This is a genomic window from Pleurocapsa sp. PCC 7319 (assembly GCF_000332195.1).
Lineage (GTDB): Bacteria > Cyanobacteriota > Cyanobacteriia > Cyanobacteriales > Xenococcaceae > Waterburya.
The window spans coordinates 17,341-31,484 of sequence record NZ_KB235916.1; the positions used below are offsets into that span (position 1 = coordinate 17,341).

The 14,144-nt window shown below is 38.5% G+C and carries 11 protein-coding genes and 1 pseudogene; 3 read left to right on the forward strand and 9 right to left on the reverse strand.

The window, feature by feature from the left end; genetic code table 11:
* Positions 1-110: 110 nt before the first annotated feature.
* Positions 111-497 (reverse strand): transposase, encoded by a 387-nt coding sequence (locus PLEUR7319_RS0100095; RefSeq protein ID WP_026102208.1) that lies wholly within the window; start codon positions 495-497, stop codon positions 111-113.
* A 484-nt stretch (positions 498-981) separates the two neighbouring features.
* On the opposite strand from PLEUR7319_RS0100095, the gene PLEUR7319_RS0100100 reads away from it, so the two are divergent.
* Positions 982-1,263, forward strand: coding sequence for a RyR domain-containing protein (locus PLEUR7319_RS0100100; protein ID WP_019503173.1), 282 nt, complete (start codon positions 982-984; stop codon positions 1,261-1,263).
* Between the two features lie 56 nt (positions 1,264-1,319).
* Here PLEUR7319_RS0100100 and PLEUR7319_RS0100105 read toward each other — a convergent pair whose 3' ends face one another.
* From PLEUR7319_RS0100105 to PLEUR7319_RS33565, 7 genes are all read right to left on the reverse strand, one after another.
* A complete protein-coding gene (locus tag PLEUR7319_RS0100105) occupies positions 1,320-4,289 on the reverse strand; it encodes a TIR domain-containing protein (protein ID WP_026102209.1) in 2,970 nt (989 codons plus the stop codon).
* Between the two features lie 553 nt (positions 4,290-4,842).
* Positions 4,843-5,790: a toll/interleukin-1 receptor domain-containing protein gene (locus PLEUR7319_RS0100110; protein ID WP_071592889.1), complete on the reverse strand. Its 948-nt coding sequence runs from the start codon at positions 5,788-5,790 to the stop codon at positions 4,843-4,845.
* A gap of 322 nt (positions 5,791-6,112) precedes the next feature.
* Complete coding sequence (locus PLEUR7319_RS0100115; protein ID WP_019503174.1) at positions 6,113-7,039, reverse strand: mechanosensitive ion channel domain-containing protein; 927 nt, start codon at positions 7,037-7,039, stop codon at positions 6,113-6,115.
* Positions 7,040-7,353: 314 nt separating this feature from the next.
* Positions 7,354-8,076, reverse strand: a complete 723-nt coding sequence (locus tag PLEUR7319_RS0100120; RefSeq protein ID WP_019503175.1) for a hypothetical protein — start codon at positions 8,074-8,076, stop codon at positions 7,354-7,356.
* A 382-nt stretch (positions 8,077-8,458) separates the two neighbouring features.
* On the reverse strand, positions 8,459-9,625 hold the full coding sequence (locus PLEUR7319_RS43030) for a YgcG family protein (RefSeq protein ID WP_083892423.1): 1,167 nt from the start codon (positions 9,623-9,625) through the stop codon (positions 8,459-8,461).
* Positions 9,626-10,016: 391 nt separating this feature from the next.
* Positions 10,017-10,541, reverse strand: coding sequence for a DUF5673 domain-containing protein (locus PLEUR7319_RS0100135; RefSeq protein ID WP_026102213.1), 525 nt, complete (start codon positions 10,539-10,541; stop codon positions 10,017-10,019).
* Positions 10,542-10,872: 331 nt separating this feature from the next.
* Complete coding sequence (locus PLEUR7319_RS33565) at positions 10,873-11,490, reverse strand: GUN4 domain-containing protein (RefSeq protein WP_019503178.1); 618 nt, start codon at positions 11,488-11,490, stop codon at positions 10,873-10,875.
* A gap of 11 nt (positions 11,491-11,501) precedes the next feature.
* Here PLEUR7319_RS33565 and PLEUR7319_RS40365 point away from each other — a divergent pair, with 11 nt between their 5' ends.
* Complete coding sequence (locus PLEUR7319_RS40365) at positions 11,502-11,756, forward strand: hypothetical protein (protein WP_144054200.1); 255 nt, start codon at positions 11,502-11,504, stop codon at positions 11,754-11,756.
* Between the two features lie 80 nt (positions 11,757-11,836).
* Here PLEUR7319_RS40365 and PLEUR7319_RS37585 read toward each other — a convergent pair whose 3' ends face one another.
* A complete protein-coding gene (locus PLEUR7319_RS37585; RefSeq protein WP_019503179.1) occupies positions 11,837-13,162 on the reverse strand; it encodes a tachylectin-related carbohydrate-binding protein in 1,326 nt (441 codons plus the stop codon).
* 309 nt (positions 13,163-13,471) lie between these two features.
* Here PLEUR7319_RS37585 and PLEUR7319_RS33575 point away from each other — a divergent pair.
* A pseudogene (locus PLEUR7319_RS33575) lies at positions 13,472-14,144 on the forward strand (DUF6444 domain-containing protein); the annotation flags it as partial.

Below are 14,144 nucleotides of genomic sequence, written 5' to 3' on the forward strand. Positions count from 1 at the left end.
CAAGCTGATTCTTGTCAATTTTTCCGATTACTTTTTCAGCAAACTCTAAATAGCTTCTCAGTACAGTTATTTCTCCTTCGGGGATAAAGGAAGGTGCAAGTAAGCCATAACTATGCAGTTGTTGTAACCATTGACAATCTTGGACATCGCTTTTTCTTCCTGGTACTGTTTTTACTATTGTGAGCATTGACTAAACAGACTTGGAAGTTATGCTGACTTAAGATGTTAAATAAAGGTATCCATTCTACTCCCGTCGATTCGAGGGCAATACTCGTCACACCGCATTCACTTAACCAATTTGCCAGAGCTAGTAAATCTGGTGTACTACACCCAAAACAACGAACATTAGATTCTGTTGCTGCTATAGGTACACAAACCCAATGCTCTCTTGAGCCAATATCAATTCCCGCCGAGTGCGGATTGATGACTTTTATTTCTGGCTCCTGTCTTTTGCTACTTTTTTTCTGGGATTTTTGGCTTCGACCAATTGGCTTCATTTTTTGCCCTCACTCTTGATAGGGAAATGTTTTCGATGAGGAATGGTTTTCTCTTGTCATTCTCTCCAACGGGATAAGGTTTTTTCTCCTTTCACCAATTTATTTGTCCACTTTCCTCTAACCAAGCTTATTCTCGGGCGTTCGTTGCACCATTGTAACTTCGGCTTTTTTGTGATGAAAACATTTCCACGTATCATGATACTTGGTCTACCAATTTGGTTTCTCATCTTTATTTTGGGGCGCAAAGCGTCCTTCAGGAGCTTATTACTTCCTTTGAGAGCTTATAGCTTACAGCTTATAGCTTATAGCTGCGGCTCTGCCGCTTTATTCATTCTATCTTTGGGGTTGCTGTCTGAATTTAAGGATAATCAAGGGTTTATCTTGACTTTTTACCTTTATCCTTTATTTTCGCAACACTGCCTAAATTAGCGATTATAGGCTAGATTAGGATGACCATAACTTTGACCAAAAAAACTATTTAGCAATGACTTATCACCCTCAGCCTATCGATACATCAGAAGTAGTGATAGATACAGAACATTTAAAACTAATAGAACTATTAGCTAAAAATACTCATGAAATTTGGGCACAACAACGCCTAGCTGACGGTTGGCAGTATGGTCCTCAAAGAGATGATCCCCTAAAACAACATCCTGGTTTAGTTCCCTACGAAAATTTACCAGACTCAGAAAAGGAGTACGACCGCCGAATTGCTTTAGAAGTGATTAAAGCTCTCTTAGCATTAGGCTATCGCATTGAAGGTTAAAGGGTTATTCCTAGTTAGATGCGGGATACACTATTTTTCTCTCGATTTTATACAACTTAAATGTCTTTATCACTCCAATCAGCATATTTCAAACAAGCTTTTAGTGCTTGTTTTTGTTCTTCTGTTTGAGGTTTTTTCAATACAGGATGATTCTTCAACTGATTACAACCAGCTTGTAACCAACTTTTCCAGCCAAACTGCCACATTTTGAAAGTTTTATCCATACTACTACTGACAATATATTGACCGTCGGGGCTGAAAGCTACTGAGTTAACTCCACTTGTATGACCAGAGAAGGGTTGACCAATCTGATTTCCCTGTTTGTCCCACACCCTAACGGTTTTGTCCCTGCTACCACTGACAATATATTGGCCATCAGGGCTGAAAGCTACTGAGTTAACTGGACCTGTATGTCCAACAAAGGATTGACCCACCTGATTTCCCTGTTTGTCCCACACTCTAACAGTTTTGTCACCGCTACCACTGACAATATATTGGCCGTCGGAACTGAAAGCTACTGAGTTAAACTGACTTGGACGACTGAAGAAAGGTTGACCCACCTGATTCCCCTCTGTGTCTAACAATCTGATGGTTGTACTACTACTGACAATATATTGGCCGTCGGGACTGAAAGCTACTGAGTTAACTCCACTTGTATGACCAGAGAAGGGTTGACCAATCTGATTTCCCTCTGTGTCCCACAATCTGATGGTATTATCTGGTAAGGTGTTAAGTAAAGTGTTTAATCTGCTACCACTGACAATATATTGGCCATCAGGGCTGAAAGCTACTGAGTTAACTGGGCTTGTATGTCCAATAAAGGGTTGACCCACCTGATTTCCCTCTGTGTCCCATACCCTGACGGTATCGTCAAAACTACCACTGACAATATATTGGCCATCGGGACTGAAGGCTACTGAGTTAACCCCAAATGTATGGCCAGAGAAAGGTTGAGAGACCAAATTACTTTTCTTGTCCCACACTTTGATGCTACCATCACTGCTACCACTGACAATATATTGACTGTCGGGGCTGAAGGCTACTGACATAACCGCACTTGTATGTCCAACAAAGGGTTGACCCACCTGATTTCCCTCTGTGTCCCACACCCTGATGGTTGAGCCACTACTACTTACAATATATTTGTTATCAGGACTAAAGGCTACTGAGTTAACTGGGCTTGTATGTCCAACAAAGGGTTGACCCACCTGATTTCCCTCTGTGTCCCACACCCTTATAGTATCGTCAAAACCACCACTAACAATATATTGGCCGTCGGGACTGAAAGCTACTGACTTAACTCCACTTGTATGGCCAGAGAAAGGTTGAGAGACCAAATTACTTTCCCTGTCCCACACCCTAATGGAACCATCATTACTGCCACTGACAATATATTGGCCGTCAGGACTGAAGGCTGCTGCTTGAACATCTCTTACATATCCAACCAAGGGTTGACTTAGCTGATTTTTTTTCCTATCCAACACCCTGACGTTTAAGCCGCTAACATTGAGAATATATTGACCATCGGAGCTGAAGGCTACTGAGCTAACATGAGTTATACGACCAGTGAAGGGTTTGGAGACCGACTTGCCGTCCCTACCCCGCACTCTGATGGAGTTGTTCGCACTACCAGTGAAGGTTTTAGAGACTAGATTACCCTGTTTGTTCCACACCCTGATGGAGTTGTCCGCACTATCACTGACAATATATTGACCATCGGGGCTAAAGGCTACTGAGCTAACCTCAGCTGTATGACCAGTGAAGGGTTTGGAGACCGACTTGCCGTCTCTATTCCAGATCCTGATAGTGTTGTCGTGACTACCACTGACAATATATTGACCATCGGGGCTAAAGGCTACTGAGCTAACCTCAGCTGTATGACCAGTGAAGGGTTTGGAGACCAGTTTACCTTGTTTGTCCCACAAACTAATGGTGTTGCCCACACTAGCGCTAACAATGTATTTGCCATCAGGACTAAATGCTACTGAGGCATACCCACCTCCAGTTCTAGTCAAGCGATTACTTTCTCTAACAGTTTGAATAGCTTCTAAAAGGCTAGATACTACAGCAGGAATTGCCCTTCCTAATTTATCCTGACTTTTCCCTGTTGCTGCTAGTGCTAAGACTAAACCCTCAACTTTGTTACTACTAGACAGTAGATTCTCAACTCGAGTTACATTTTCTCTGAGAGTTGCTAATGTTGCCTGTCGTTCTGCCCGCAACCATAAAGTACTAGAAATTATTAAAGAAGTGGCAAGTACTCCAATAAAACTAACTACTGAACCAATTGCCATAAAACGATTTCTTTTTTTCTCTCGATTACTGCTGGTAATATATTCACTCTGCAAAGAGGTTGGTGGTGGCTGTACCTTTCCTTGCTCAGTCTGTGTTAACCAAGCCTTTGCCCTCTCTAACTCGATACCCCGCAATAGTAAATCCTTACTTTTTCTACTCTCTTGCCAGACCAAAGATCTTTGGTACCATTTGGTATGCTGATGCACATGTTCGCGGTTAGTATCCAACACCCGTACCAACTCATTAAAATAATGGTAGAAATCTCCCTGATAAAAATCTATCCACTGTACCCGTGCCAGAGCTGGATGTAAGTTAGATGTTTCTATTGGCTCGCACAAAATAGTAATAAATCTTTTATTGAGTAAAAAGGCATGTTCTACTTCATCAGCACAGTAGGGGGAATTGATTGACCTGGGGGAAATAATAAACAAGAAGTTGTCACAATTTTCGATTCCCTTCTCGATCTCCTGCTGAAAGTCTTCCCCTACGGCAATACTTTCTTGGTCAAACCAAGTAGTTTTTCCCAACTGCTGTAACTGATCGTTAAGCTTCCTAGCTATATCGCCATCGGTACGAGAATAGGAGATAAACACATCCAAAACTGTGTCGGTAGTTTGTCCAATACTGGCTGCAATAAACTCAGATTGTAAGGGCAAGGGTGGATGTAAACTGCGAGTTGCCCCTATCTTTAACCAAGCCTCAAAATGTTGTAGGTTATAACCTCTGAGCAATAAACTGCGGTTGCGATTTTGCTCGCGCCATTTGAGGGCTTTAACTAATAAGATTTTGTGTTTTTCATAGTAATTTTCCTCTTCTTTGAGTGCCTTGATTAATTGGTCTAAATTATCCTCTTGAGTGTGCTCAATAAACTCTAATCCTCGAATTGATTCAGGGATAGTATTTTCGGGCAGCGAATGAAGCCTCCCACACCTGCTCTAACGAGACGAGGTGCGAGTATCTGGTAAGACACTCTTCTCGTAGGAGACAGCTACTCGTGTACCAGAAAACCGTGCTTCTCGGTGAACAGCAGGGACTTTAGCCATACTGAACCTGTTACTCATTTCTGGCAACAGCTTGTAGAAACAAATTCTGTATTTGATTATGTATCGTTATTTTGCTTGCTCCCTACTATTACTTATCGGGCGACACAAGGCTTATTAGTTACGAACTTGGCTACATTGGTCTTGTATTTACCCCTAAGTTACCAGCTTTCTGTGTCTGGAGGGCAATAGTGCCTTTGCAGTTAGAAGTATTATACCATGTTCTCAACCCAAGACCGTCGCACTAACTACCACCTGCTAATCGCGAGGAGGTAGAATGCGTGCTGATTGTCCGTTCAATCAGCAGCGGAATAATGCGCTTATTATACTTGAGGGCATGGTTGAGTTCTCTCTTACACCAGAAACTGACCACAGAATTAGCAGAAACTAGATAAACCAAATTATCGGTTCCTTCTATACCTTTATTAATCTCCTCTTGAAACTCACTGCCGCTGGGTATATCACTTCGATTGGTCCAGGTAGTAATTCCTTCTCTGTGTAACTGTTTTACCAGTCTATCTCTGACTAAGCTGTCTTTCTCATCGTGACAGATAAATACTTGGGTGAGTAAATTCTGGGCATTTTTACTACTTTCACAGATGTATTCACAATGTAAATCTGTAGGGATGCAAGGCTGTTGTTTCTCCTTAAATCTTACTCTCAACCACGATTCTGCTTTATTCCTATCCTCGCCAATTAACAGGTAGTTAGTTTGCTTTTGGTGCCGTTCCCACTCCAGAGCCTTAACTAAATATCTGGTATGCTGTTCGATATAATCTGCCTGATGTTTAATTGAACTAACTAATCGCTCAAAAGAATCTTCAAAATCATCAATTCCGTCTTGGAAAAAGATAAATTGAATTTCAGCTATAGCTGGGTGAACTCGATCCCAACAATCAGAGGGTTCTACATGAAGTAAAGGAATAAGGCGTTTGTTGTATTTAACAGCTAATTCCAATTCTATGAGGCAATAGGGGGATTTAACCGCGTGAGGCGTCACAATAAAAATCAAGTTATGGGCCGTCTCAATACCTCGATCTATTTCCTTCTGCCACTTAACACTATCATCAATATCTCTTTGATCTATCCAAACTTTCAAGCCAACTTCAGTCAAGCGTTCATAAAGTTTAGTAACGAACTTTTGACTCTCGGTGTGTCCGTAGGAAATGAAGGCATCGAAGAAACTTGACATAAAGGAATAAGCTTTCAAGATCGAACTGAAAAATAGACAGCAAGGGTTTAGAATTAAACCACAAGTGCCACCAGGGTGAGCATAGTAGGCAGAATAGATGACGGCTGATTCCCCACTATCAGCAATTTATTGATGAGGTGGCAAAAAAAATCTAGCTGGAAATTAATTATCGCATGAATGTAGTTATGAATGTAAGTAGCTAGACAGAATCAAATTTCATTCATTTTGAAAGCTGAAATTTCTGGAGACGATGTTTTAACTATGGAAATTAGTTCTCTGATTTGACTAGAGAATTATCTACTATCCCCTTTACACAAGAACTTCAGTTCTGACTACTCCCATCAACTTTTTTTGGTGCAAGGTCTGAGTAAAAGGAAATAATTTCTCTAGAACTTGGTGCTAAAGCGATTTCCTGTTGAGAAATAGAATTTAAAAAAGCTCTAGTAACATCGCTAGTAAATAGAGGTTCATTGTAGGTAGAAGCCACGTAAGCCTTTGCGGTTATCTGAATTGCGTTAGATGTTTGAGTAAGATAGATTTGCATTGGCTTAGAAGGTTCATAATACACCGATGCTTGTATGGCATCCCAGATAGCGTCTTCGGCTGTTTGCCTTTGTTCGGCAGTAATAAATGATGCTAGGTAAAAATTCATCACACACAAAGAAGAGCGATCGCCTGCATTGGCAGAACTTAAAACTTCACTCCATAAAGTATGGGTAGGGATACTAATGCGATCGTCATTAAGAGTTTGCAAAATTACAAAAAAAGCATCGAAACTAATTACTTGGCCATGTATTCCTCTAAGTGTAACTCGATCACCGATTTGAAAAGGTTGCTTAAAAGCAGCAATGGTTTTGAAAGATAAACCTCCTAAAAATGCTTTAACTACATCTGTAGTATTAAACATAATCCAAGCTAGTAACAAAAGAAAGGCGATAGCTAAACCACCTTGATCTTTCTTAGAGTCACTCATCCAGACCAAAACAAAAGGCACAATTATGATTGACCCCAACAAAAGTCCACTTTGTATTAGAGCTTCAACTCGTCGATAGGCCAGGTTTTTTGTATGGTTGATTAAAACACTATCGGGTAGTCCTTGAGCCTTACGTCGCTGGCTAATACTTTTTTGCCTTAAATACTTCCACAGTCCATAGATAATTTGACTACCAATGACTATTCCAAAATAAATTAAAATATTCGGATTATTTAATAGTTTGACTACTTCATTTATCGAAAATTCGGTTGGCATTGAATTGGCTGATTGAGATTGACAGGTAGACTGGGAAAGCTTACAAATGTATGTAGTATATTTTAAGTCTTGCCAATTATTGTTAAAAGTTAAAAGTTATTTCTAAAATCTTTGGTCGCACTGGGGTACGTATATGAAGTTGAGTCAAGCTCACAATTCGGTTGTCTATGGAGGAGAACGACTTTCATACATTGATTGCTGTTGTCTGAATAGTTCATGTAGCTTACTACCTGTATTCGATTCGCTTCTAATGCCTCCGATCAAAAACCCATTGAAGATGTCTGGTTAGCTGCCAAACGTTTTGTGCGAGAATTTCATATATTTAGGTTACTGAGCCAATCAATACCACAGGTTTCTCGGAGACAAAAAATGACTACAGGCAAAGCTTCAGTTGCGATTGCATAGATTCCTCCAGGTCGGGTTTCTACTACACTAATGTTTTCAAAGACACTAACAGTTCTTTGCCCAAGAGTATAGCTAAGTCCAAGATCCTCAGAGACTTGTTTTAAGGTTGAGGGACCACTAATCAACAAAGCCGCTAAAGTTTTAATCTCGTCTCTAGCAGAGGACCTAGAAACGATTTTTCTCAAGGCTAAATATTGTTTTGCAAGTTTTTTAGAACAATTTTGACCATAGCATTCAAATTTTTCTAGCTTTATACTTAATTCAGACCATTCTCGGTATATTTGCCAAAATTCCTGATTTTGTTCCCTATCAAATGGCAAAAGTAAATCAAAATTCTTTGCTTGTTTGAGAAAAGAATAGGCAAAAACATTAATGTGACAACTGAGGTTTTTTTTAACTTCCAGCGAAGTTAAAGCCCCTACAAATTGTTTGATAGGTTGAAAGCCTTGAGTACTTTTGCGAAAAAGTTGTTCTAATTGATAGATCTCACCAACTTCTTTCTGAATTAATTGTCTAGAAAGGAATTCTACATAATTTCCATACTCTAAAGCTGCTTCATGTAGCTCTTTAGCGGTCAATCCCGTTGGACTTTTATAGCTCCAATCAGCAGTTAATTTTGCATTAAGTTTCATCGGAAGTATATATCACTAAAAATCCTACAAGAACACCCGCAAGAGTACTTCCTGGATAAACTAATGACGTAAAATACAGAGCATCTCTATAAGACATTTTTTCAAAAGGGTTTCCAATTACTGACTTACTATTGTTAGGCTCGTCGTTGTTGAGATTTGGAACGTTTTAGAGATTAGCTCATTTTTTCTACCAGGATCGTATCTAGAGCTGATATCTTGCGTAATCCATCTAGCTCCTTCGTAACTTACTTCAAGCTGGCCATAGATACTTGAAGATATTTTTTATATTAAACATGATGCTAATGGTCTTATTTGTTCATCGATTTTTTGCAGCTTAATTTTTAGAAGCTTCAATTATCTGGGGATTTAACTTGATTGATTGTTACCAATCACCTCCAGCACCACCTCCACCGCTAGAACCACCTCCGAATCCACCTCCAGAATCTCCACTACCCCCGTAGCCACCTCCACCGTCGTAATATTGGTATGTATTGCTATTGTTCTGTCCTCTATTTTTAGAAGAAGCTGGAGTAATACGAGGAATAGTAGTAATTTGCTCGGTATGATAATCGCAACAATGGCATTTTTTTTGCGAGAGATATTTTCCTTTACTCTCGCGAGTAGCTACTTCCAAAGTTTCTCCCGTTCTAATTACCGTTAATTCCTGACACTGGGGGCAAGTATCAAAACGATCAGAATGGGAAAAATAGGCAACTATGGAATAAGATTTAGTATCTTGGCTACAGCGAGGACATTGATAACCCCGATAACTAACTCCCCCAAGTTTCTGAGCCACCTGCTGTTCTGACGTTAGGTCAATGGCTTTCTTTCTTTCCATTGGCTGATGGCATTTAGCACAATGAACTGCTCGGTTATCAATACGTTGCAGAGAAATATTTTTACCAGGTTTAACGAAAACCTTGTTACGTCGTTTTCGATAACGAATAATTCCGCCAGTAAATACTGTTAATCCCAAGGCTAGTAAAGAAAAGATGCTCAAGTGCCGATTTTTATTATCAATTAAACTAGAATTTAAACTAGTTATCAGGGCTTTTGTCCCATTGAGGGTACCGCGATCAAAGTTATCTTGTTTGTATTGAGGAATAATTTGAGTATCAATTATCTTCTTGACTTCCTCGTCGGATAAAATGCTTTCTATCCCCCTTCCTGTTTCGATTTCTACACGGTTTTCCTCAAAAGAAATCAGGAATAAGATTCCGTTATTCAACTTGGCTTTACCTACTCCCCAGTGATTAAATAGCTCTGTAGCGAAGGCTTTAGGAGATGCTGCGGGAACAGTTTCAGATACGGTGACAACAGCAATTTCAGAACCGTTACTTTTTTCTAAATTGGTAATTAGGCGATTTAACTCAGTTTCGGTTTCTGTACTTAAAATATCTGCCATATCAGTAACCCAACCATCATATTTCTGACGAGGGTTAGTCACTTCTTCAACAGTCAATGCTTGTCCTGCAAGAGAAGTAAACAAAATACTTGAACCTAGAATACCGAATATCGCTGTTTGTTTTAGTACTGTTAATTTGTTCATTTTTTCAATAAATCCTTCCACCATAGCAACTGTCAACTTTTTGAGAGACAGGAATAGGACATTGTTTAATCTCATTTATCTGATTTAAACCACTATTTTCAAATCCAAATCCCACACTATTCACAACATCTTGGGCGTAAACGATTCCTCCTGTTACGAAATATGCTACGGATGCTACTATTTTGAAGGCTAAAGTTGTATATTTAGCAACAGAAACAATTAGATTAGAGCTTAATATAGTAGATCTAATTAGTATTAAAAAGCTAGAAAAAATAGAGTATTTCAAGTGGTTAAAGCAAGATATACTTTAAAATTGTAGGCAATGAAATTATATTATTTAGTTAGATACCTAAAATATTCATCAATTATTTCTTAATAATCTTATCTAATATTATGAAGTTATGTATTTATTTAATATATTTTCTACATGGCTTTTGTCTTGTATGGAAATCTTCATTTCTAAGGGAAAGGGAAAAAAGAATAATTTTAGCTCTAGACTTAAAATTTCAGACTGTAAACCTATCCATTGATATGAAGCTATTTTGCTCCAAGAAAAAAAAATTGATGCGTAGTAAAAACCTTTTTCTCTCAACTCTAGCTTAGAAGAAGTTTGTCTTAATAATTGAGAATAAATACCATTTTTAGGAACATAATTGATCTTTAATAATACAGCACCTGATTTCTTTCTTTGATTAAGAGTGTATATACTATTCCAAATAAATGCTAAAAGACTAAGGATCGGAATAATCAAATAACCTTGACTCTTAAATATAATTATTATAATAATTAATACAGACCAAAATAAATATGTTCCTAATAAAGGTGTATAGTGTCTTATTTTTAATACAGATTGTTTGAAGTAAATTAATTTAGCTATGTATGCAAAGCCTATAAGAGTAAAAAATATAATTATCATTGCAACGATATTATAATCTATTTTAGATGTATATTTAAAACAATAAGTATGACTTTGGATTAGACCTCTAAACACACAAAAGCAATAGCACCAAGATTTTGATTCATCCTATGATTATCTCACTCTCTACATTTTTAACTTGACAAAGCCTGAATATCCAGAGTTTTTTTCTCCACTATTAACTTGAAAGTATCGGTTGAACTAATGCACTGGGTATTGTTGTAAATTTGTTGATGCGCAATTTAAATATCTGCAACAGTAGTTAAGCTAGCACTCTTAACCATAGCATTACAACGCTACCTAAAACTATTGATAAAAATGACTGCTTAACTCACATGCAACTGATTGGAGAGCTATTTATAAGGTCTTTCCGAGCAGTAATTGGTGTGATGTATGTTTCATAAGTGCTAGAACTACCTTTTGGGAGATGTCCCAAAGGAGCTGAAATATTGAACTTTAAATCCTGATAATCTAACCATTCTCCTCCCTTACGCCATCCAACGCGATCTGCAAAGTGAATGTAAGCTTCTGCTGCTTCTGAATCCCATTTTTCTGGGTTATTCCCTGTCTCTATATACACTGGCTTTTGAACGCTGAAGCCAAAACGTCCATCAGAATATTCAACCCAAAGAGCATCAATTTGTTTAAAATGGGAACATGAAAACTCTTCAGTCTCGTAATCTAAGTAATATGCTTTATTAACTACTTTTCGCACCTCAAATATTAACTCTTTAGTTTTTTCGTCGGCTTCTCTCCATTTTTCCGCAGCCAGTAGATTTCGTAGAGAGCTATATTCTACTTCCACTACCTCAGTGAAATTAGAAAGGGTGCGTCGCTGAAGATTTCGCGATAAGAATGAATCCGAGCTTCGCAGCGATGAGACATAGTATGAAATAATAGCTAAGGCGCTATAAATAACTGTTTGACGATTTAATTGAAACTTTGGCATAAAAGATATTAATGAATGTTTTGATTAACTACTGGGTAGTGTTACAACCCACCTTCCGCACGTCAAATTGTAGTAGTAAAAGATTACGCTTATCAGGGTATTTGGCGATCGCCATGAAAGGTAATTGTGATCGCTATTTCTCATTCTTTCCTATAAGGCGATCGCCTAAATCGCTTTTAAACGTATTACTTAGCATATTACAAGCTGACGAGCGGAAGGTGGGTTGTAAATTTATGCTCTATTTAAATATCTGCAACAGCAGTTAAGCTAGCACTCTTAACCACAGCATTACAACATCACCGAAGCAAATTGTTCAAGTTATTTTTACATGATGCCTAAGTCTGTTTTAGTTTCCAATGTAGGTAAGGTCTTGGAATTGATTCCATCCCGTGTCGATTACATTATCAGCACTACCAGCATCAATACGACCATCATCGTTAGTGTCTTGATAAAGAACTAGATCACCGCCTCTTCGAGCTAAGATATTGCCATTCCCAATGTAAGTAAGATCTTGGAATTGACCCCATCCCGTGTCGATTACATTATCAGCACTACCAGCATCAATACGACCATCACCGTTAGTGTCTTGGTAAAGAATTAAATCCTCACCTCGACGAGCTAAGATATTGCCATTCCCAATGTAAGTAAGATCTTGGAATTGACCCCATCCCGTGTCGATTACATTATCAGCACTACCAGCATCAATACGACCATCACCGTTAGTGTCTTGATAAAGAACTAGATCACCGCCTCTTCGAGCTAAGATATTGCCATTCCCAATGTAGATAAGGTCTTGGAATTGACCCCATCCCGTGTCGATTACATTATCAGCACTACCAGCATCAATACGACCATCACCATTGGTGTCTTGGTAAAGAACAAGCTCCCCACCTCGACGAGCTAAGATATTGCCATCTTTAATGATTATGTTTTCAGAGAAGGTATCTAAATTTTGTCTGGGCAATTCAGTTGGTAAGACTATTGCACTTCGCTGAATGTGACTAGGAAAAGAAGCAGTATACTCATATTTGGTAACTGGTATTTTGTCTTTTAATTCGCTGGCAAATTTATACTCAAAGTTGGAAGCTTCTATTTCAAAAGAATTATTTTCGTAGTCATATCCTCCTTGAGCATAACCTGTCATGTATTCTCGACAATAATTATCCAAATTTCCATGCCTTTGATATTGCTGCACATGAACAAATTCGTGAGCTAAAAGAACTAGCTGTGATGTGCTGTAAGGTTGTTCCTTCTCGGCAATAAAAATTGTGTTTCCAAGAGCTTGTGCTGCCGAACCTGATTGTATCTGGTGTCCAGCAAAAGACCAATTATCGTTAAGCAACGAGTCCCATTTGACGGTAACTTGGTCTACCAAATCTCCGAAATAGGGACGAAGGTATTCTCTCTGAATAGGGTCTAGCCCTTGTTCTCTATCTGTATTTCTCTGTGCAGTTGCCAAAACATGAGCTTCACAAGCCTCTCCTGCTCCACTCTTTAACCAATCTGCGGGACTCCATGTCTTAGGATCGAAAGGTGTGTTTTCAAAATTGGGTTTACAATCACTTATGTTTCGCCAACATTGTGCTTGAGCAGGCGTTTCAGGAATAAATGCTAAAAAAGCTGAAACAAATAATAGTGGTAAGAAAGTTGATATTTTTGTTTTATTGAGCATTTAATTTAGGAATAATAGTAATGTTCATAGATGACATAAGCCAAGTGTTAAAGCCTTGTAGTTTAATACATTACTATGCTGATAAATTTTAAAATAATTACTTAATACTTCTTATTAGTTACATTTAGTAGGTTAATCTCGGCGTTTCTGTATAAATTGTTTATCAAGTAGAAAGAGAAACTTGTTTAAATCTCAAGTAATGCAACAAAAACCGAAAAAAATATTTCAGCATTAAAGTGTAAGGATTCAGGTATTAAAAAGAGAGATAAGGTTGCACTCGTTAAGAAAACTGGGTAATGTAACGGTAAGATGAACCAGGAACCTGAGTTAAACGAACTAGAAAAACTCAACCAGTTGTCAAAAAAGGAACTGGTGAAGCTCATACTGAGTCAACAAGAAATCATCGAGCAGCTAAAAATAGAAATAGAGAAGCTAAAAATAAGCAGAAGCCTAGACAGTAAAATATCGTCAAAGCCTCCATCATCAGATTTACTCAAAAAACCAGAAAGAAAAGAAAAGTCATCGTCTCAAAAACCGAAAAAAAGTCCCGGGGGGCAATTAGGACATCAAGGGAAAACAAGAAAAGGATTTGGGCGAGTAGATCGCTGCGAAGTACTCAAAGCAGAAAAGTGCTTGAGTTGTGGAGAACTGTTAGCCTCAGCAGAATCAATCAAGATTGAAACCAACTCAGCAGCAATATTAGTAGAAAGACCAATAGAAATAGTTGAGTATCAACGTCATCACTCTCTATGTCAGTGTTGTGGAGAAATAACATCGCCACAATGGTCTCATCAGATTGTACCAGGACAAGACTTGGGAATTAAGTTACAGGGATTACTAGGATGGCTAGGAAACTATGGGCATCTACCCTATCAAAAGCAGCAGGAACTATTGCGGGAGTTAGGTCAAATTGAAGTTGGATTAGGAACTTTTAGTTGCCAGTAACCAAAGAATTTCAGCAGCTATTAAGCCCAGCATTAGT

What these genes read in the sequence shown, in the direction of transcription:
- PLEUR7319_RS37585 (WP_019503179.1), bottom strand. Translation starts at nt 13,162, where the DNA reads ATGCTCAATAAAACAAAAATATCAACTTTCTTACCACTATTATTTGTT.
- PLEUR7319_RS40365 (WP_144054200.1), top strand. Translation starts at nt 11,502, where the DNA reads ATGAATGTTTTGATTAACTACTGGGTAGTGTTACAACCCACCTTCCGC.
- PLEUR7319_RS0100120 (WP_019503175.1), bottom strand. Translation starts at nt 8,076, where the DNA reads ATGAAACTTAATGCAAAATTAACTGCTGATTGGAGCTATAAAAGTCCA.
- PLEUR7319_RS0100135 (WP_026102213.1), bottom strand. Translation starts at nt 10,541, where the DNA reads ATGATAATTATATTTTTTACTCTTATAGGCTTTGCATACATAGCTAAA.
- PLEUR7319_RS0100100 (WP_019503173.1), top strand. Translation starts at nt 982, where the DNA reads ATGACTTATCACCCTCAGCCTATCGATACATCAGAAGTAGTGATAGAT.
- PLEUR7319_RS33565 (WP_019503178.1), bottom strand. Translation starts at nt 11,490, where the DNA reads ATGCCAAAGTTTCAATTAAATCGTCAAACAGTTATTTATAGCGCCTTA.
- PLEUR7319_RS43030 (WP_083892423.1), bottom strand. Translation starts at nt 9,625, where the DNA reads ATGAACAAATTAACAGTACTAAAACAAACAGCGATATTCGGTATTCTA.
- PLEUR7319_RS0100110 (WP_071592889.1), bottom strand. Translation starts at nt 5,790, where the DNA reads ATGTCAAGTTTCTTCGATGCCTTCATTTCCTACGGACACACCGAGAGT.
- PLEUR7319_RS0100095 (WP_026102208.1), bottom strand. Translation starts at nt 497, where the DNA reads ATGAAGCCAATTGGTCGAAGCCAAAAATCCCAGAAAAAAAGTAGCAAA.
- PLEUR7319_RS0100115 (WP_019503174.1), bottom strand. Translation starts at nt 7,039, where the DNA reads ATGCCAACCGAATTTTCGATAAATGAAGTAGTCAAACTATTAAATAAT.